The organism is Paenibacillus sp. JT31N17 (assembly GCF_056269255.1).
Genome location: NZ_JBWDNP010000008.1, coordinates 213,593 through 233,552 on the forward strand (window position 1 = coordinate 213,593; position 19,960 = coordinate 233,552).

General features: G+C 54.1%; 12 protein-coding genes. 8 read left to right on the forward strand and 4 right to left on the reverse strand.

The annotated features are described in order from the left end of the window. Window positions 1–4: 4 nt before the first annotated feature. The 3 genes from AC0YOB_RS23980 to AC0YOB_RS23990 form a co-directional block, all read right to left on the reverse strand. Window positions 5–2,617: a winged helix-turn-helix domain-containing protein gene (locus AC0YOB_RS23980; RefSeq protein WP_475794899.1), complete on the reverse strand. Its 2,613-nt coding sequence runs from the start codon at window positions 2,615–2,617 to the stop codon at window positions 5–7. 314 nt (window positions 2,618–2,931) lie between these two features. After that, window positions 2,932–4,479, reverse strand: a complete 1,548-nt coding sequence (locus AC0YOB_RS23985) for an MDR family MFS transporter (protein ID WP_210045228.1) — start codon at window positions 4,477–4,479, stop codon at window positions 2,932–2,934. Between the two features lie 141 nt (window positions 4,480–4,620). Then, the gene (locus AC0YOB_RS23990; protein WP_475794900.1) at window positions 4,621–5,838 is read right to left on the reverse strand and encodes an AI-2E family transporter; all 1,218 of its coding nucleotides are present in this window, start codon (window positions 5,836–5,838) and stop codon (window positions 4,621–4,623) included. Between the two features lie 188 nt (window positions 5,839–6,026). On the opposite strand from AC0YOB_RS23990, the gene AC0YOB_RS23995 reads away from it, so the two are divergent. Continuing rightward, on the forward strand, window positions 6,027–7,142 hold the full coding sequence (locus AC0YOB_RS23995; RefSeq protein ID WP_475794901.1) for a PQQ-dependent sugar dehydrogenase: 1,116 nt from the start codon (window positions 6,027–6,029) through the stop codon (window positions 7,140–7,142). Window positions 7,143–7,311: 169 nt separating this feature from the next. Then, a complete protein-coding gene (locus AC0YOB_RS24000) occupies window positions 7,312–8,436 on the forward strand; it encodes an N-acetylmuramoyl-L-alanine amidase (RefSeq protein WP_475794902.1) in 1,125 nt (374 codons plus the stop codon). Between the two features lie 254 nt (window positions 8,437–8,690). Here the strand turns inward: AC0YOB_RS24000 and AC0YOB_RS24005 are convergent, their stop codons facing one another. Beyond that, window positions 8,691–9,746, reverse strand: a complete 1,056-nt coding sequence (locus tag AC0YOB_RS24005; protein WP_475794903.1) for a LacI family DNA-binding transcriptional regulator — start codon at window positions 9,744–9,746, stop codon at window positions 8,691–8,693. A gap of 434 nt (window positions 9,747–10,180) precedes the next feature. Between AC0YOB_RS24005 and AC0YOB_RS24010 the strand changes: the two genes are divergently transcribed. The 6 genes from AC0YOB_RS24010 to AC0YOB_RS24035 all read left to right on the forward strand — a co-directional run bounded on the left by AC0YOB_RS24010 (window position 10,181) and on the right by AC0YOB_RS24035 (window position 19,946). Further along, entirely contained in the window at window positions 10,181–11,611 is a 1,431-nt protein-coding gene (locus tag AC0YOB_RS24010) for an L-fucose/L-arabinose isomerase family protein (protein ID WP_475794904.1), read from the forward strand. Window positions 11,612–11,614: 3 nt separating this feature from the next. After that, the gene (locus AC0YOB_RS24015) at window positions 11,615–12,484 is read left to right on the forward strand and encodes a transketolase (protein ID WP_475794905.1); all 870 of its coding nucleotides are present in this window, start codon (window positions 11,615–11,617) and stop codon (window positions 12,482–12,484) included. Further along, a complete protein-coding gene (locus AC0YOB_RS24020) occupies window positions 12,468–13,418 on the forward strand; it encodes a transketolase family protein (RefSeq protein ID WP_475794906.1) in 951 nt (316 codons plus the stop codon). The genes AC0YOB_RS24015 and AC0YOB_RS24020 overlap by 17 nt, the downstream gene beginning before the upstream one ends. Next, window positions 13,415–14,971: an FGGY family carbohydrate kinase gene (locus tag AC0YOB_RS24025; RefSeq protein ID WP_475794907.1), complete on the forward strand. Its 1,557-nt coding sequence runs from the start codon at window positions 13,415–13,417 to the stop codon at window positions 14,969–14,971. Before AC0YOB_RS24020 ends, AC0YOB_RS24025 begins: the two co-directional genes overlap by 4 nt. Before the next feature lie 1,288 nt (window positions 14,972–16,259). Beyond that, a complete protein-coding gene (locus AC0YOB_RS24030; RefSeq protein ID WP_475794908.1) occupies window positions 16,260–17,174 on the forward strand; it encodes a nucleoside hydrolase in 915 nt (304 codons plus the stop codon). Window positions 17,175–17,189: 15 nt separating this feature from the next. After that, a complete protein-coding gene (locus tag AC0YOB_RS24035) occupies window positions 17,190–19,946 on the forward strand; it encodes a family 78 glycoside hydrolase catalytic domain (RefSeq protein WP_475794909.1) in 2,757 nt (918 codons plus the stop codon). Window positions 19,947–19,960 lie beyond the last annotated feature (14 nt).

Here is a 19,960-nt window from a genome sequence, read left to right on the forward strand (position 1 = left end):
ACTGTCAGCCGGGGGCTTTGTGATCTGCATCAAGCGGCTCAAGCAGCTGCAGCTCCTCTGCAATGACCAGGGCTTGGGTTCGTGAAGAGACGCCGAGCTTGCCGTAGATCCGGGAGAGATAGACTTTGATCGTGCCCTCGGTCAATGACAGCTCTCTTGCGATGGATTTATTCGCTGACCCGTTCTTTATCAGCTGGATAATGACCAGCTCCTGCTGTGTCAGCGGCTCGATCAGCGATCCCTTGGCAAGTCCCGGCTCCCGGTTCTCGGGGAACAAACCAAGCAGCCTGGCTAAGTAAGCTTCCGATACGCCCTGGCTAATGTCAGCACAGCGGCTGCGTTCAGTCTGGCAGGCCCGCAGCAAAGCCGCCATGGCTTTGCCCTCGTCCACAAAGCTGCGGATATAGCCGTTTGCTTCTCCAATCATCAGCGCCTCGCGCAAATATTGCAGAGCAGCGGAGCGCTGTCCTCTTTGAGCCTCCAGAAGCGCCTGCCGGATGGAGATTTCCGTCAGGCTCATCAGGCATTTCTCCCGCTCGGCCTGCGGCTTCATGATTCCGAGAAGCCGGAGCGCCTCGGCTTCCTTGCGCCTGGCTCCCAGATAGCGGGCGAGCGCCAGAAACTCGAACAGCCGGTCAGGCGTCGGCCGGTCCAAAGCGGAGAGATGAAGCCCGCTCAGCTCCTGCTTGGCCTTGTTCAATTGTCCGTTCCGGACATACAAGCAGGCAAGAAAAACGCGCAGTGGACGAATCCACTGAAACTCCGACCGCGATGCCACATGCTCCACAGCATGATGGATCGTGTCGATCGCCTGCTCCATGCTGCCCCTTACCGCTTGCAGGCCAGCCAGCGTAATCTGCCCAGGGACATACAATCCGGCGATTTCCTCAAAACGCGGCGACTGTTCCCCTTTACGCAGGCAGGCCAGCGACTCGTCCAACCGGTTCCATTCATACAAGCCCTCGGCAAGCGACTGGTTCACATACAGATTAATCAGCGAATCCTTCCAGCCATGGGATTCAATCAAGCCCATGAACTGACAGGCGATCGTTTCCGTATCCGGAGACAATACCCCCTTCAGTCCCATTGCCGTGCGTCTGACGAGCGGTTCGGACATATTGTAATTAAAATTATAAAAGATCGGATTCTCGGGCAGAACTTCTCCGGTAATCTCCTCGGAAAACCGGTACCAGCCGGCAAAATCATAATTGTAGAAGACCAGATTCGATTTGACAAAAAGCAGTCCGCTCCGGATTTGACGGCGCTCGCCGGCATCGGCTTTCGGCAGATGGCGCTCTTCAATATGCGCCAGAGCTGCAGCCGCATGAACTAATTGCCCTGTTACAACAAGCATGAAGGAATGCAGAAGGGACAGGCCGGAGGGCAGCTCCACGCGCTGTTCTATCGCTTCAAACCAGCGCAGCAGGGTGGAGAATTCCCCGCGTTGAAACAGAACCGGAGCATGCTCGCCCAGCAGATGTATGGCATATTCATAATCCTCGCCCAGAATCGCGTGATTGATCGCTTCATCCGTCATCCCCTGCGCCATGAAGGATCTGCTGGCCGAGCGGTTTCCCTGGCTCCACAGCAGAGGGTGGTTCCGTTTGATCAGATTGCGCAGGAATTCGGAGAACAAATGATGGTAGCGAAACCACGTATCGGCTGGATCCAGCGGGATAAGAAATAAATTCATGGTCCTGAGCTTGGTCAGCATGTCCTGACCGTACGTCTTGCCCGTCACATCGTTGCATAAAGCTGCATTTATACGCTCCAGTACAGACGTTTGCAGCAGAAAGCTGTGGATGGCAGAAGGCAAATTAGCCATGACCTCATTGAATAAATAATCGGCGATATTGCGGTGAAAGCCGCTGAAGCTGTCGATATAGCGGTCATAGTCCATGGTGGAGCGCAGCGAGATGGATACCAGCTGGAGTCCGGCCACCCAGCCCTCGGTCCGTTCAAACAATCGCTTAATCTGCCCTGGCGAAAGCGGCAAATGAGATACCTCGCGGTAGAAGGCTTGCGTTTCCTCCAGAGTAAACTGAAGCTGCCCGATTGCCAGTTCGTCGAGCTGTTCCCGGACCCTCCACTTGGAGGTGGCAAAGGGAAGCTCTGCGCGGCTCGAAATAATCACATGAATGTGGTCGGGCAGATAATCTATGAAATAGGACAGGCCTTCATGAATCCGTTCATCGGCTATCCGATGATAATCATCCAGCACGATGACAAGGGGCCCGGGAATATCGATCAGTTCATTAATGAAAGCATCCATGAAGGTGTAAATCGTCATTCCCGGCAGCAGCTGCCCCAAGGGAGAGAGTCGTTCGGACAGCAGGGGAGAACCGGCAGCGATCACGGCCTGTAGGACATAACGCCAGAACCGTATGGAGTCGTTATCCCGGTCATCCAATGATACCCATGCTGCGGAAAGCTGATGATGGTGAATCGTCTGCGTGAGCAGCGTTGTTTTGCCGAAGCCGGCCGGGGCGATGACCGTCGTCAGTTTGCCGGCAAGATTATGTGTTATGGCATCCATGAGCCGGGTCCGAAGCAACTGCTTGTCCCGGGATGCGGGAAGGCTTGTCTTGGTTTTCAGTAAAATGGTTTCGGAAATCATCGTTCCTCCATGAGGCAAGTCAGTCATTGTGATGACTATATTATACTGTAATTTATTAGACTCAACAGGTGATAGTGTTAAATATGAAATAATCTTTATTACCAGAAATTTGCTATCGAATTATAATATATTATGCATATATTGGGAGGGTTTTTGTATGCTATACATTTTTCATGAATAATAAGCGAATTTTCTCATTGAAATGAACCACAAAAAAAAGTGGCTGAGCAGGCGATCGCCTTGTTCAACCACTTTCTTTTTCAATTCTTTTTTTGGAGCTGCCTTCTGCAGCGAGCCGGCGATAGCGCCAGCTTCTAATGCGTCGCGCTGGAGCCTTGCCCTTCGCTTGCGGGATCCATTTTGTCCCGGCCCATGGCAAAGGCAGCGAAGAAGGCGAGGGCGGCCGGAATGATTGCCCAGGCGAAAGTATGCGTGATCGAGGACGAGAGCGCAATCGATATTTTGTCCAGCACCTGCTCCGGGATATTGGCCCGCAGCTCCGGCGACAAGAGGGCATGAGGGTCGCTCAAGTCTATGCCTTCCGGTATCTGAGCCTCGCCGCTGCCGCTTCCCCCGGCAAAGGATTCACTCATCCTGTTCATGAACAAATGACTCTGAATTATGCCGAAGACCGTGATGCCGAGCGTCATGCCAAGCGAACGGAGGAAATTCAGCGTGGCGCTGGCGGAGCCGCGCTGCCGGGCACTCACGGAATGAATCGCCGCATTGCTCAGCACGGAGAAGGAAGCGCCGATGCCAAGACCTACAAGCACCATATATACACGGATTATGAGCTTGGAGGAATCGGGGCCGATCGTCGTGAGCAGCGCCACACCCGCTGCAAGCAGTGCCAGAGTCGGCAGCATAATGGAGCGGTAGCTGGTTTTGGTCAGCAGCGTACCGCCAAGGGTTGCCGTTACGACAGAACCTACCATCATAGGGAGAAGGACCAGACCGGAGTTGGTTGCTTTGCCTCCCAGAACGCCCTGGATGAAGATCGGAATATAGACGGAGGCTGTTATGAACGCCGCTCCGCTGAGCAGGGCCATCACATTGCTGGAAGCATACAGCTTGTCTTTGAACATGGCAAAGGAGATAATCGGCTCCTTGGCGCGCGTCTCGGCGAACAGAAACAGCAGGGCCAGCACGACGAAAACAGCGAACAAACCAAGTATCATTGCGGAATCCCAGGCGTATTGCTTGCCTCCGAGCTCGAGCGCGAACATCAGGCAGACGATGCCGCCGACAAGCGTAAATGCGCCAAGCCAGTCGATTTTTTGCTGTGAATGCTCATGGGATTCCTTGTAGAATAAAGCAACCATCAGGAAAGCGATAATGCCAAGCGGCAGATTAATATAGAACACCCATTCCCAGGCGATATAGTCCGTTATGTAAGCGCCCAGTAGCGGCCCGAAGATGCTGGAGAGGCCAAATACCGCCCCGAACAATCCGCCCAGCTTGCCCCGTTTCTCAAGAGGCACGGCATCGAACATGATGGTGAAAGCGATCGGGATAAGCGCGCCGCCGCCGATGCCCTGTATCGCACGGTAGATACTGAGCTCTACGATCGTTGTGGCTGTACCGCATAGAATAGAGCCCAGCATGAAGACCAGAATACCGAAGATAAAGAATTTCTTGCGTCCGTACATATCCGATAATTTACCGAATATCGGCATGCCCGCCATTTCGGCAACCATATAAGCCGATGTGACCCATACGAATTTGTCCAGGCCGCCCAGCTCCCCGACAATCGTTCCCATAGCCGTAGCGACAATCGTGTTGTCCATGGAAGCCATGAGAATACCGAGCAGCAGACCGGCAAGAACGATCCCCACCTTATTTCCTTGCGCTGTTGTTGTCATTTTCTTTGAACGCCTCACTCATCTTAAGATTTCTTTTTCCTTTTGCCATCTCTCACTTGTCTGCTTCATTATAGACGAAGACCCCTGACAACAGGGTGTCAGGGAACTTCCGCTATGAAAAATAATTTCAGCCGTTTCGGGTTATTCTTGCTGCTCGGATTCAGGCGAGGGGTTGTTTTCGCTCAGCATAATGCCGCCTTTGGTGGTGGATTCCTGAAGATCGTCAGGTGGATACAAGCCGGAGCGCAGCTGGATCCAGTGGAAGAGATGGGTGCAGATTACTTTGAGCACGGCATATCCGGGAACGGCAACGATAATGCCGAGGATGCCGAACAGATTGCCGGCTGTCAGAATGACGAAGATGATGGTGACCGGATGAATACGCAGCGTCTTCCCCATAATTTGCGGCGAAATGAATTTGCCTTCAACCAGCTGAACTATGGTCCAGACGACGACCATTTTGAGCAGCATGGCCGGCGATGTCACCGTCGCCACAATAAGCGCAGGGGTTATCGCGATTACGGGCCCCAGATAAGGAACGATGCTCGTACAGGCAGCCATAATCGCAAGCACCAGTGAATATTCCAGCCCGATGATCAGGTATCCGATGTACAGAAGACCGCCGATACAGAAGCTGACAATAATCTGTCCCCGAATATAAGAGGCGATCTGATCATTCATCTCCACCATGACACGCCGGGTTTCCTTGCGCAGTCCTGTAGGAATGAACTGCAGAATGAAACGGGGGAGATCGCGGCCGTTCTTGAGCAGGTAAAACAAGATGAAAGGAAGCGTCACAGCCGCAAGCACAACCTCGGTCACCACACCCAAAACCCCGCCGATCCGGGTCCAGGCGTTGGCAAAGAAATCGGAGGCCCGCGAAGTGATGGTCTTCGTCAAATCGGCAGTATGGAAGCCCAGTGTTGCCTGGACTTCGCTGAAGAAGTCGCTGCCGGTCCACTGTTTGATTTTTTGCTGGGCATCTTCGCTGTAGTCTGGTATATTTTCTATCAAGCTCGTAATTTGGTTGCGGATAAGCGGAATAACAGCCACAACCGCGATGACAATCAAACTGATAATCAGCAGGTAAAGAATCAGAATCCCGTAAATCCGTTTGATTCCTCTGCGCTCCATGTCGTCGACCAACGGATTAACAAGATAATAGACGACGCCGGAAAGAATCAGGGGCAGCACAACGGTCTTGATCAGCGCAATGAGCGGGTTGAAGATGTAGGAAACGTGATTAAAGATCATAATGTTGAGTCCAATTAACAATAGAACAAATAAAAACAGCACAAAGCGGTTATTCAAGAATAAATAGCGAAACCGCTCCGACCAAACACGCGAACGCTCCGGCATGCAACCAATTCCCCTCTTCTTCCGTTAATAACATCATGTTATTTCATCTCTATGATGTTTCTCCTATTATTGCACATTAGCCTATCGTCCAAACGCAAATTTATACCCGTATGATCAGTTTTGCAAACAATTAGCTGCTGGAGGGAGAAGTTTAACGTCCATAACACCAACAAACGGAGGTATCGATCATGTTAAAAGCAAAGACGATGATGTGCGGTGTCCTGTTGACGATGATGCTTACAGCTTGCGGGAATGAATCGAACCGCGCTACGAATCCGGCGGAGCCTATCGATGTGGATCGGCAGACGAGCCGGGCCGAAGGGGATGGGGAATCAGGCTATGAGGTGCTGGCGGAGGGTCTGCAGTCGCCGTGGGCAATTGATTTTAGCGGGGATCTCATCTATGTCAGCGAGCGCGATGGCGCTATCGTACAGATCAAGGACGGGCAGATGACAAGGCAGAAGCTGCAGCTGAGCAATCCCGTGAAGCAGGAGGGCGAGGGAGGACTGCTGGGCTTTGTACTGGCCGCTGATTTCGCATCCGCGAAGCAGGCCTACATTTATTATACCTATGAGCAAAATAGTGAATTATTCAACCGGGTAGCCGTAATCCGGGAGAATGGGGAGGCCGGCTGGCAGGAGGAGCGCATATTGCTTGACGGGATACCCGGCGCGTCGAATCATGACGGGGGCCGGCTGGCAATCGGGCCGGACAACCATCTGTACATCACGACAGGCGACGCGCAGCGTGAAGAGAATGCCCAGGATCTGAACAGTCTGGCAGGTAAAATATTGCGGATGAAGACGGACGGCACAGTGCCGGAGGATAACCCTTTTGAGAATTCCTATGTATACAGCTACGGTCACCGCAATCCGCAGGGGCTTGCCTGGAATGATCAAGGGGAGCTGTACAGCTCTGAGCATGGTCCGTCCGCGGTTCCGGGCGGCCATGATGAATTGAACCGGATTGAGCCCGGTCTTAATTACGGCTGGCCTGAGGTTATTGGCGATGAGACTAAGGAAGGAATGACATCACCCGTCTATCATACCGGAGACAGTACGCTTGCTCCCTCCGGGATGACGGCGAATCCTCAGGGTGAATGGCTGGTGACGGGACTTCGCGGCGAATCGCTGCTCAAATTCTCGCCTGATGCGTCCACGAACGAAGTGGTTGTGAGAAGCGAGGGCCGTCTGAGAGATGTCAAAATTCATGATGGGGCTGTCTACGTGATTACCAACAATACGGATGGCCGCGGAAATCCGGCCGGTCAGGATGACAGGCTGCTGCGTTTGACAAACGGATGAAGAAAGGCAGCCTGAAAGCGCTTAATATAAGGACTGTTTGCCTGTGATTCTCTTATTTTTCTCTATCAGAATCAGGAATTGTAAAGATTTAGTCTCCAAGAATCCGGAAAATGCTGGTATACTATTAATCCTACGGCTCTATTAATAACGAATACTAAAGGGGACCTCTATGAAAAAAATTGGATATCTGGCAATTTTGATCTGTGTGCTGTTTAGTATTTCATCCATCATCCCGGCTTCGGCGAAAGCTGATGAAAGCTACACGGCCAAGGTCGTCATTAATTTACTTAACGTACGCAGCGAGGCTTCTCTGAAAGGGAACATTGTAGGCGCCTTGAAGAACGGCCAGCTGGTGAGTGTCTCCAAGGAAGACGAGTATGGCTGGCTGCAGATCAATTCCGGCAAGGTATCGGGCTGGGTGGCAGGCTATTATTTGAAGAAGGTTGACGGCACGGTCCAAACTTCAGAAGCGTCCAAGACACAAGTGAAGACAGAACCGAAGAAAACTGCCAAGCAAACAGCAGCTACTGTTACTGCCGATTCATTACGAATCCGCTCGGGTGCAGGAACGAAGTACGAGGTTGTGGGCGGTCTCGCCAAAGGCCAGCAGGTTGCCATTACGGGCAGCCAGAGCGGATGGGTGAAGATCCAGACATCGAATGGCCAGGCAGGATGGGTATCTGACCGATATATCAGCGGAGGCTCCGGCAGTTCAGTCGTGTCCACGAGCCATTCCTCCAAGAGTTCAAACGGGCTTCACGGAAAAACGATAGTCGTGGATCCCGGTCATGGCGGTGATGATCCGGGAATGATCGGCACGACGCAGAAAACGATGGAGAAGGATCTGACGCTGAGCACCTCGTTCTATCTGGAGCAAGAGCTCCGCGCCCGCGGGGCAAGCGTCGTCATGACAAGAACGAAGGACAAGGAAAAGCCGAGTCTCGGAGAGAGGGTTCAAATTAGCGGATCCGCCCATGCAGACGCATTCATCAGCATTCATTATAATTCCTCCGAAACCAAGGCATCGGGAACGCTCAGCTTTTATTATTCGGAGTCCAAGGACAGGCCTCTGGCCAGAGCGATCGAAGCCCGACTTGCCGACGGGATGGAGCTGGACAGCAACGGGATTTCGTTTGGCGACTACCATGTGCTGCGCGAGAATGGTACTCCCTCCGCTCTGATTGAGCTGGGATTCCTGTCCAACAAGAAGGACGAGTCCCTTGTCCGCAAATCCGGCTATCAGCAGAAAGCGGCAGCCGCGATCGCCGAGGGAATTGAAGATTATTTCGATTGATTGTTGCTATAGCTGACCGATTGCATTTTAAGGGCCGTGACTTCCAAAATACACTTTTGGAAGTCACGGCCCTTTTCATGTTTATCCGCTCGCCTGTGCAACACTCTGCGATTCTCGACAAGTGACAAGCGTCAGACCTGCTTGTAACACTTGCGAGTCTCGATAAGTGACAAGCGGTAAACCTGCTTGTAACACTTGCGAGTCCCGACAAGAAGTTTCGCATGCGCAGCCTGTCTATTAGTTCACAGGCCTTTCTAGGCTTTGGCTTCCGAGAGAACCGCCGGCGCACTGCAGGACAGCCGCTCAATGAACCTTGTATCCACCGCCGTCTTGATTTTGACCCCGCGAACGCCGTCAATGGAATCAATAAGCAGATCTACGGCCATGCGGGCCAGCTGCTCCTTGTCGACATGAATGGTCGTCAGCTCCGGCGTGACGATAACGGACTCGCTAATATTGTCAAAGCCGATCACAGAGATATCCTCGGGAATACGGAAGCCAAGCTCGGTCAGCGTCTTCATTGCGCTGATCGCAATATAATCGCATTCGCAGAACAAGGCTGTCGGCAGCTTGCCGCCGTCCTGAACGTAGCCTTCCAGCTGCTTGCGCATTGCCTCTTGAGAAGAAAGTATCGTAGGCGCGACATAGAAGGTATGATCCTCCGCCACACTGAGCCCGCGCTCGGCCAGCGATGCCATAAACCCCCTCCTGCGCGCATCAAAATTATGAATGCGCACATCCGAAGCCACGTAACCGATTTCGCGGTGGCCGATGTCGCACAAGTAAGTTCCCGCCTGATAAGCGCCCATCACATTGTTGATTTCCAGAAAATGAACAGGCAGTGTCTCGAAGCAGGTATCAAGCACAACGAGATTCGGCCATTTGTCCGACAGACGTTCAACGCTGTGCCGGTCCAGATTCGTACCCAGCAGGATGACGCCGCTGGTCTGGTTCTCATCCGCAATCGACTGGACGTCGCTGTCGAAGGATTCCATATCCACAGAGGAAAATACCAGCGAATATCCCTTCTGCCGGCAGCGCTCTTCGATAAAATGAATCAATTCCCGAAAGAAAGGCTGCTGGTAATATTTCTCCAGGACGATTCCGGAATTGGAGAATACAAGGAACAGCAGGGATCGGCCGCTTCGATCCGCCGGCTGGGTTTTTGCTTTGAGGGTGTAGCCTTGGTCCCGGGCGATTTGAAGAATTCTCTCGCGGGTCTCCGGACCGATGCCGGGCTTGCCGCTCAGCGCGAGAGAAACGGCGGATTTGGATACCTGGGCCAGCTTGGCGATATCTTCCATTTTCACAACAGGTTACTCCATTCCTGATTAAGCTTTCGTTTATGAAGATTTAGTTGAGTTTAGTGTACAACGTTTTATGACTACTTTGCAAGATAGAACTAAACTAATTGCGTTTTGTTTAGTTTATATAGTTTAATAAATGATCAAATTTACTAAATAATCGTATTGACGGAGCTAAAAACGGGTGATAGGATGAGTTTGAGGGGAAATGAAAATGGTTTTGTTGAATCTGTGGAGTAAGAATTAAGAACTTGTTCAGTTAATTTATTTAGTTATTTTTCTTGATTTTCTAATTTTGTTTAGTGGGTCTAAGGTAGGGAAGTTATTGGATACCTCAGGAGCATTCCGTAACTTGCAATGTTCTGAAGTTTACTGGAGATGAATCTTTCTCCGCGCCAAGGTTACTGCATGGCATCATAAGCAGAAGGAGACCGCCATTAATGAAAAAATTAAAGCTGGGTTATGCGCCTACCCGCCGTTTCGTGTTTAGCGCCGAGGATGCCTTCAAGTATAAAGTGCTTATCCGCGAGAAAATACAATCCTTCGGCATGGATATCGAGATTGTCGATCTTGAGGGGCTGAATGAGGAAGGGCTTCTGTACAACGATAATATCGGGGCCGATCTGATAACCGACCGGTTCCGTCAGGAGAAGGTGGATGCGGTATTTTTCCCGCACTGCAATTTCGGGACTGAGGATACGGTTGCCCGTGTGGCCAAGGCGCTTGGCAAGCCGGCGCTGCTCTGGGGACCGCGTGACGAGGCTCCGCTGGAGGATGGCATGCGTCTGCGCGACACCCAGTGCGGGCTGTTCGCGACAGGCAAGATTTTGCGCCGCTTCAATGTTCCTTACACCTATGTGACCAACAGCCGGGTGGATGATCCGGTTTTTGAGCGGGGCTTCAAAAATTTCGTCGCCGCCTCCAACGTGGTCCGGCATTTCCGCTCGCTGCGGATTCTGCAGATTGCCCCGCGCCCCGCATCGTTCTGGACGATGATGGTCAATGAAGGCGAGCTGCTGGAGCGCTTCGGCATCGAGATCCATCCCATTACGCTGGTGGATATCACAAGAGCCGCGCAGCGTCAGGAGAAGAAGAACAGCAGCGAAATGCTGGAGGCTGTGGACTTCATCCGCTCCCGGATGGATATCACCGAGGTGACTGATGACGATGTGCGGCGCGTGGCTGCGCTGAAGGTGGCGATGAAGCAGTTTGCCCTCGAAACCGGCAGCAGCGCAATCGCGATCCAATGCTGGTCTTCTCTGCAGGAAGCGATCGGCATCATGCCGTGTCTGGCCAATGCGCTGCTCACCGATGAGCAGATCCCGGTTACCTGCGAAACGGATATTCACGGTGCGATTACCTCCATCATGGTGCAATCCGCAGCGATGAACGAGGCTCCTACCTTTTTCGCCGATCTGACGATCCGCCATCCGGAGAATGCCAACGGCGAGCTGCTGTTCCACTGCGGCAACTTCCCGGTCTCGCTGTCCGTAGAAGACAAACCGAAGCTGCGCAAGCATTTTCTGTTCGACGATCATTCTCCGGGGACCCATGAGGGCGAGATTCGCGGCGGCGATATGACGCTTGCCCGTTTCGACGGCGACCATGGCGAATATTCGCTGTTTCTGGGCAAGGCGCGCGGCATACAGGGACCTTTTACACGGGGCTCCTATGTCTGGGTGGAAGTCAACGATTGGCCTCTGTGGGAAGAGAAGCTGGTTACCGGTCCTTATGTTCATCATTCCGTAGGCATTCATGCGAACGTCATCCCGCCTCTGTATGAGGCATGCAATTATATTCCAGGTCTGACGCCGGATCCGGTGGATCCGACGGAAGCGCAAATCCGGGCGTGGCTGAGAGGAAGTGTCTAAAACATGACAGCAACAGTGGAGCTCAAGCGCAAATCGCTGCAGATCCGCATGGACCTGCTTCGCATCATCCATCGGGCCAAGATGGGGCACACAGGCGGCTCGCTCAGCAACACGGATGTGCTGACAACGCTTTATTACAGTGTCATGCGGCATGATCCGAAGAATCCGAAATGGCAAGGCCGCGACCGTTTTATTGCCAGCAAAGGCCACTCGGTGGAATCATTGTGGTGCATACTGGCCGATCTGGGCTATTTTCCAAAAGAAGAGCTTGAAACCTACTGCCAGTTCGGCACACGGCTGATCGGGCATCCCAACAATAAAGTGCCGGGTATCGAGATGAACACCGGCGCGCTGGGGCATGGCTTATCCGTCTCCGTCGGCATGGCGCTGGCAGGAAAGAAGGATCACCTTGATTACCGGGTGTTCTGTCTGATGGGCGACGGGGAGCAGGCGGAAGGCTCCGTGTGGGAGGCGGCTATGGCAGGCGCGCATTACGGGCTGGATAATTTGATCGGTATGGTGGACCGCAACCGTCTGCAAATTAGCGGCAGCACGGAGGATGTGATGGGGATGGATCCGCTGGACAGCAAGTGGGAAGCTTTCGGCTGGCGGGTGGAGCAAATCGACGGCCATGATTTCGGACAGCTGCAGCGTTCGCTTTCCCAAGCACCGCAGGAGAAGGGCAAGCCAACCATGCTGATTCTCAACACGGTCAAAGGCAAAGGAATCTCCTTCGCCGAGAACCGTCCGGAATGGCATCACCATGTGCCGAATGACGAGCAGCTGCGGCTGGCTATTGAAGAGCTGCAGGCGGCGCTTGGCGCGCTGGCACCGGAAACAGAAAGGAGCGGAGCCCATGCAAACCATTCCTAATCGTCAGATTATGTGCGAAACGCTGCTGGAGCTTGCCCAAGAGGATCGGGATATTATGGTGCTGGCCAGCGATTCGCGCGGATCGGCCGCTATGGCGCCGTTCGCCAAGGCCTTCCCCGAGCAGTTTGTGGAAACAGGCATCGCCGAGCAAAATATTGTCGGCATCGCGGCAGGTCTCGCGCACAGCGGCAAAAAGCCTTTCGTTACTTCGCCTGCCTGCTTCCTCAGCATGAGAAGCATCGAGCAGGTGAAGGTTGACGTGGCTTATTCGGCTACGAACGTCAAGCTTGTCGGCATCAGCGGCGGCGTCAGCTACGGAGCGCTTGGCATGTCCCATCATTCCCTGCAGGATTTCGCGGTCATGCGGGCGATACCGGGACTTACAGTTATGGTTCCGGCTGACCGTCACGAGACGAAAGCGATGACCAGGGCATTAGCCGGCCATGAAGGCGGAGCTTATGTGCGCATCGGGCGCAACCCCGTTGAGGATGTTTATGAATCGGACGATTATGAGTTCCAGCTCGGCAAAGCCGTGCAGATGAAGGCAGGCAGCGATATTACGCTGATTGCCGTAGGCGAAACCGTGCGCATTGCGCTGGATGCCGCTGCACTGCTGGAGAAGGACGGCATTCATGCACGCGTGCTCAACATGCACACGATCAAACCGCTCGATGAGGCGGCTATTGTGGCGGCAGCTTCAGAGACGGGTGCCATTATTACGCTGGAGGAGCACAGCATCTTCGGCGGACTCGGTGCCGCCGTTGCGGAAGTAACCGCGGGCAGCAGACCCGTTCCGGTCCGGATTCTGGGAATTCCCGATGAGCCGGCGATTGCGGGCAAGACGTCGGAAATTTTCGACCACTATGGCCTCAGTGCCGGTAATGTAAGGTCGCTCGCCCAGGAGATGGTTCAGGCCATGGTGAGCCAGGGATGACGGTTAGTCCGGCTGATAATGAACAACAGGCGGGAGAGCCCTTGTTTCTGCTGACCGTGGATCAGAGCACAACAGCGACCAAGGCGATCGTAACGGATCGCGGCGGAAGAATTGTCGGCCGCTGCTCGAAGATTCACAGGCAAATCTATCCGCGCGAAGGCTGGGTGGAGCATGATCCGCTGGAGCTGTATGAGAATGTGAAAGCGTCGATCCGGGGAGTGGTGGAGGAAGCGGAGGTCCCGCTTCACCTGATCGCCGGCGTCACCATCACCAACCAGCGGGAAACCGCGCTTATATGGGACCGTGTGAGCGGACTCCCGGTCGGCAATGCCATCGTCTGGCAGTGCCGGCGAACGGCCGATTACTGCGACCGCTTGAAGCGTGAAGGGCATGAAGCTCTTGTGCAGGCCAGGACGGGACTGCCGCTGGACCCGTATTTCTCCGCCAGCAAATGGCGGTGGCTGCTGGAGCATGCCGATCCTGCTGCTCCGAAGGAACGGCTGCTGGCCGGCACGGTGGACAGCTGGTTGATCTGGAAGCTGACTGGAGGGCGTGTCCACGCAACGGATTATACGAATGCGAGCCGTACGCAGCTGTTCAACATTCATACGCTGAGCTGGGATGAGGAGCTGGCTGCATTGTTTGGCATCCCGCTCGGTATGCTGCCCGAGGTGCGTATGAGCGACAGCGGGTATGGAGTCATTGCCGATCCGGACTTGCTTCCGGTTGAAGCGGAAATGCCTATTGCAGGTGTGATCGGTGACTCGCAGGCAGCGTTGTTCGGACAGCAGTGTACAAAACCGGGAATGGCGAAGGGAACCTATGGCACAGGAACATCTGTCCTGATGCATATCGGCAGGCAGCCGATTATGCCGGGCAGAGGCCTGGTATTGGCTGTTGCCTGGGGATTGAACGGCAGCATTGAATACGCGCTGGAAGCGGTGATTCATTCAACGGGCGACTGCCTGAACTGGGCCCGCGACCAGATGGGGCTTTATCAGACCTTTGAAGAGCTGGAGCAAGCCATCACTTCTGTAGAGGGGGCAGGAGGCGTGTACCTGGTGCCGGCTTTTGTCGGGCTTGGGGCGCCGCATTGGAATCCGCATGCCAGGGCCGCGATTATGGGGATGAACCGCTCGACAGACCGGCGGCATATTCTAAGAGCTGCTCTGGAAAGCATTGCGTATCAGGTTGCAGGCGCGGTCCGGCTGCTTGAGGAGGAGACGGGAATGCAGCTCAGCGAGCTGCGTGTGGATGGCGGCGCTACTGCCAACGGCCTCTTGATGCAGCTTCAGGCGGATCTGCTGGATGCCCCAGTCGCCCTTCCGGAGGCGGCGGAATTATCCGCTCTGGGCTCTGCCTATATGGGCGGCCTTGCTCTAGGGTTCTGGTCCGGTTCCGATGAGATAGCCGGCTTCTACCGGCAACATCAAGTCTTTGCTCCGCAGATGGAAGCCGATAAGCGCCGGGAGCTGATGGGCGGCTGGAACGCCGCAGTTACTGGAGTGCTGACGGCCGAAGAGGCAGGCCGTAGCGGTGCAGCACCGCAGTAACTGGAGTGCTGGCGGCCGAAGAGGCAGGCCGTAGCGGTGCAGCGCCGCAGTAACTGGAGTGCTGGCAGCCGAAGAGGCAGGCCGTAGCGTCGAACTGCAGCAGTAGGTGGTGTGCTGGCAGCCGAAGAAGCAGGCCGTAGCGGTGCAGCACCGCAGTAACTGGAGTGCTGGCAGCCGAAGAAGCAGGCCGTGGCGGTGCAGCGCCGCAGTAACTGGAGTGCTGGCGGCCGAAGAGGCAGGCCGTAGCGTCGAACTGCAGCAGTAGGTGGTGTGGCAGCCGCAAAAACTTGCTAGAACGTTGAAGCGCTCCCTGGCGGCTGAGTAAGTGGCCGGAAACGTGAAACGCCGCAGTAGTGGCGTGCTGACGGCCGAAGAAGCATGCCGAGGCGGCGCATCACACTGTGGCGGAGAAGAATTGCTTTGTCTTGATGATGTATTAACTTGTATTCTTGAACGCGATACGAAGCCAGCTGTTTGCCCGGTAAGTCGGGTACGCAGATTGGGATAGCTCTCAATCTGCTGAAGTATTCACTCAAGCGAGCAAGCTTGGATAATAGTGGGGAGTATTCGCCACAACACGGTTTTTACTTCTTGCGGTGAAGATTGCTGAGGTACAGTGGCTGCAGTGAGGATTTTCCTTGTTGGAGCAGCCTTTTGCATCTTTCAAGCACTATATGCCAGATGCAGAAAGGTTTTTTCTTCTTACACGGGATACCTGAGGGCTGAGGTGCACATAAGAAGGATATTCCTTATTAGAGCAGAAATTTGAGCTTTGCGACTACTGTCATTGCAGACAGTACCCCTCATCCAAGTTCTGAACGTCGATATTGTCCAACGTTTGATTTTGATGTTGATTTTTACAATGATTAAAATGCGGAGCGGGCGGAAGCATTCTGGAGAAACGAAGTGTTCGCCTTTGTTCGCGGGATTTCCACCATTAGAGGATTCATACATTCAAGGAAATCTGGGGACAACAGCGATCACCGACAAGTGACAAGCTATTCACCTGCTTGCAGCACATGCGGATTTTGGAAGAAGCTTCCGCATGCGAAGCAAGGTTTAATGGTTTCAAACGGATCAAGGAAATCTGGGGACAACAGCGATCACCGACAAGTGACAAGCTATTCACCTGCTTGCAGTACATGCGGATTTCGGAAGAAGCCTCCGCACGCGCACCAATGTTCCCTGGTTTTCCATAAGTATTGCTACTGTTAAGACATATGTTTGTTACAGCTGACCTTATGAATTTTCCAATTGAAGGCCAGAATTGTGAAGAGGGGAATGGATCATGATGAACTTTCCGTACGAGGTTCCGGAGTCCAAGAAAATCCGCCTGATCGTCAATACCGATGCTTGCAATGAAGCCGATGACCAATACGCGATAGCCCATGCGCTGCTGACGCCGAGATTCCGGATTGCCGGCCTGATTGGCGCGCATTTCGGAACCCGGAGCGCAACCTCCATGGAGGATTCCTATGGGGAGATTCAGAAGATGCTGAAGATCATGCAAATGGAGCAGCAAGTCGGCGTGTACAAAGGGGCGGAAGCCGCTCTCCCGGATGAAGTGACAGCGCTTCCCTCCGAAGGCTCCGAGCTGATCATACGGGAGGCCATGAAGGATGATCCCGCTCCGCTGTTTGTGATTTTTCTGGGCCCTCTGACCGATATGGCCTCTGCCTACCTCCAAGAACCGCAGATTGCCGGGCGACTGACTGCGGTGTGGATCGGAGGGGGCGTCTATCCCGAGGGATCGGATGAATTTAATTTGGGCAATGATATTGCGGCGGCCAATGTGGTTTTCCGATCGCCGATACCGCTGTGGCAGGTGCCAAAAAATGTATATTCCATGATCCGTGTCAGTCTGGCGGAGCTGGCCGTAAAGGTCATGCCGCATGGAGAATTGGGCGCTTATTTGTTTCAGCAGCTGGTAGAGTTTAATATGAAGTGGGGAGACAAACCCTCCTGGCCCAAAGGCGAGATGTGGATGCTGGGCGATTCCCCTGCTGTGTCGCTGCTGTTGGATGATCATGCCTTCGAATATGATCTGCGTGAAGCACCGCGTATCCTGCCGAATATGCGTTATGAATTCGGCCATGGCGGCAGGGACATTCGTGTCTACCGTTATGTGGATGCCCGCTTCACCCTTGAGGATCTGTATGCCAAGCTGGAATTGTTTCATCGGTACAACAAGCTGAACGCTTAAGGAGGACTTTCTATTATGCCCATTCGGGTTACAGTTTGCAAAACGGAATATGCCATCAACCCCCTTGGGCTTGATGTTCTGGAGCCGCGCCTGTTCTGGCGCGTAGCCGCCACTCAGAATGCCACGGTTCAAAGCGCTTATCAGGTGCTGGTCGCCGAATCGGAAGATAGCCTGAATCAGGATCAGGGTACGATGTGGGACAGCGGCAAGGTGGCCTCCAGCGAATCTATCCATATTGTCTACAAAGGCAAGCCGCTTCAGGAGGAAGGCCGTTATTACTGGAAGGTCCGCGTTTGGGACGGTAAGGATCAGCCTTCAGAGTGGAGTGTAATCTCCTTCTGGACGATGGGCCTGCTGTCGCGTGATGCCTGGAAAGCCAAATGGATCGGCCGCAAAGCGCAGCCTGATCTGGAGTTCCAGCCTTCGCCCTATTTGCGCAAAACCTTTGCGCTGCGGGGCAAGGTGCGCCGCGCATCCGCCTATGCGACAGCGCTTGGCGTATACGAGCTGTTCATCAACGGGGAACGCGTCAGCTCGCTGTTCGCGCCGGGCTGGACGGATTACGATACCCGCGTTCAGGTTCAGACCTATGACGTCACTCATCTGCTTGAGGAAGGCCCCAATGCCGCAGGCGTCATTCTCGGAGACGGCTGGTATGCCGGAACGGTTGGCTTTCTTGGCAAGCATGTTTACGGCGAGCGCCCTTTTGGCCTGCTGCAAATTAATATTGAATATGAAGACGGCACCCGGGAGAGCATCGTAACGGACGGCACCTGGAAAACCTCGGGTGGTCCCATTGCCTACTCCGATATGATCAAGGGTGAAACCTACGATGCCCGCCAGGAGCTGCAGGGCTGGAGCTATGCGGATTATAACGATGCGATTTGGGAGCAGCCGGATGTGCGCTCCGGCTACAATGGACTGCTCGTATCGGCTGTAGAACCTCCCATCCGGATCACCAAGACGATCAAGCCAATTGATATATGCAAAACGGCAGCCGGTACTTACATTTATGATATGGGTCAAAATATGGTCGGCTGGACAGAAGTGAAGGTGAAGGGCAAACGGGGCACGAAAATCACGCTCAGCCATGCCGAGATGCTGAATCCGGATGGAACCCTGTATCTCGATAACCTTCGCGTGGCGGTGCAGCAGGATCATTATATTCTCAAGGGAGAAGGCGAAGAGCGTTATGAGCCGCACTTTACTTTTCACGGCTTCCGTTATGTAGAGCTGATCGGTTATCCCGGAGAGCCTGGGGAAGATACGATTATCGGGAAAGTCATCCATTCCGATACGCCGGAAAATGGACGTCTGGAGACGTCAGACCCTATGATCAATAAATTATATTCCAATATTACCTGGGGCCAGCGCGGCAACTTCCTGTCGGTGCCGACGGATTGTCCGCAGCGCGACGAGCGGCTGGGCTGGACGGGCGATGCCCAGATTTTTGCCCGGACGGCTTCGTATAATATGGATGTCTCGCGCTTTTTCACCAAGTTTATCGGGGACATGATCGATTCCCAGCAGCCGTCGGGCGCATTTACGGATGTCGCTCCGGATGCGGGCTGGATCCGCCACAAAATGTGGAATACCCGTCTGAACTGGTTTGCGCCGGATAATGCCGGTTGGGGAGACGCCGGAGTCGTTATTCCATGGACGCTTTATCTGATGTACGGGGATGTCCGCATTCTGGAAACCCACTATGACGCCATGGTGCGCTGGGTGGAGTATTTGCGCCAGAGCACGGATAACCTGATCCGGCCGGATTATGCGAATTACGGCGATTGGCTCTCGATCAAGGCGGACACGCCGAACGAGGTGCTGGCTACGGCTTACTTCGCGTATAGTACCAGACTGCTTGCGAACATTGCGGGCGTGCTTGGCAAGCATGGGGACGAGAGACGCTACAGCTCGCTTTTCGCGGATATCGGCGAAGCCTTCCGCGGCGCATTCGTGGATGAGGAAGGCCGCATTCACGGCGAAACGCAGACGGTATACGTGCTGGCGCTGCAGTTTGGCCTGCTGACGGAGGAGCTGCGGCAGAAGGCGGTCCGTCATCTGGTCGATAATATCCGGATCAACGGCGACCGTCTGTCGACCGGTTTCCTCGGAGTCGGCTACCTGCTGCCGGCATTGACGGATAACGGACAGCTGGATACGGCCTATACGCTGCTGCAGCAGGAAGCTTTTCCATCCTGGATGTATTCCATCAAGCATGGCGCCACAACGATTTGGGAGCGCTGGGACGGATGGACGGAGGAGAATGGCTTCCAGACGCCGGGGATGAATTCGTTCAACCATTATTCGCTTGGCTCCGTCGGCGAGTGGATGTTCCGGTATATGGGAGGCATTGAAGCCGATCCCGGCAGGCCGGCCTTCCGCCATACGATCATACGTCCGCAGCCGGGCGGGAAGCTGACCCGGGTCAATGCCCAATACGAATCCCTGTACGGTACAGTTGCGACAGAATGGCATTTGAACGAGGAAGGGCATTTCCGCTTGTCTGTGCGGATACCGGCCAACACAACGGCTTCCGTTCATGTGCCGGGCCGCAATATCCGTCTGGTGGACGCTCCCGATGCCATTGGCGCTCCGGCGCTTGGCGGACAAGCGCTTGGACTGGCAACGGCAGACCGCGGACCGGATGCCGTAAGCAACAGTCTGGTTGGATGCGAGCTTGTAGCCGAATCCGAAACCGGCTCGGAATATCATATCGGCTCGGGACAATTTACTTTTTTAAGCGAGCTGAACAGCTTTAAGGCAGAATAGTCTGAAACAAGCCA

Excerpts from the sequence above, each read along its gene's own strand:
- AC0YOB_RS24035 (WP_475794909.1), top strand. The coding sequence starts at position 17,190 with ATGCCCATTCGGGTTACAGTTTGCAAAACGGAATATGCCATCAACCCC.
- AC0YOB_RS24015 (WP_475794905.1), top strand. The coding sequence starts at position 11,615 with ATGACAGCAACAGTGGAGCTCAAGCGCAAATCGCTGCAGATCCGCATG.
- AC0YOB_RS23980 (WP_475794899.1), bottom strand. The coding sequence starts at position 2,617 with ATGATTTCCGAAACCATTTTACTGAAAACCAAGACAAGCCTTCCCGCA.
- AC0YOB_RS24010 (WP_475794904.1), top strand. The coding sequence starts at position 10,181 with ATGAAAAAATTAAAGCTGGGTTATGCGCCTACCCGCCGTTTCGTGTTT.
- AC0YOB_RS24000 (WP_475794902.1), top strand. The coding sequence starts at position 7,312 with ATGAAAAAAATTGGATATCTGGCAATTTTGATCTGTGTGCTGTTTAGT.
- AC0YOB_RS23990 (WP_475794900.1), bottom strand. The coding sequence starts at position 5,838 with ATGCCGGAGCGTTCGCGTGTTTGGTCGGAGCGGTTTCGCTATTTATTC.
- AC0YOB_RS24025 (WP_475794907.1), top strand. The coding sequence starts at position 13,415 with ATGACGGTTAGTCCGGCTGATAATGAACAACAGGCGGGAGAGCCCTTG.
- AC0YOB_RS23985 (WP_210045228.1), bottom strand. The coding sequence starts at position 4,479 with ATGACAACAACAGCGCAAGGAAATAAGGTGGGGATCGTTCTTGCCGGT.
- AC0YOB_RS24030 (WP_475794908.1), top strand. The coding sequence starts at position 16,260 with ATGATGAACTTTCCGTACGAGGTTCCGGAGTCCAAGAAAATCCGCCTG.
- AC0YOB_RS24020 (WP_475794906.1), top strand. The coding sequence starts at position 12,468 with ATGCAAACCATTCCTAATCGTCAGATTATGTGCGAAACGCTGCTGGAG.
- AC0YOB_RS23995 (WP_475794901.1), top strand. The coding sequence starts at position 6,027 with ATGTTAAAAGCAAAGACGATGATGTGCGGTGTCCTGTTGACGATGATG.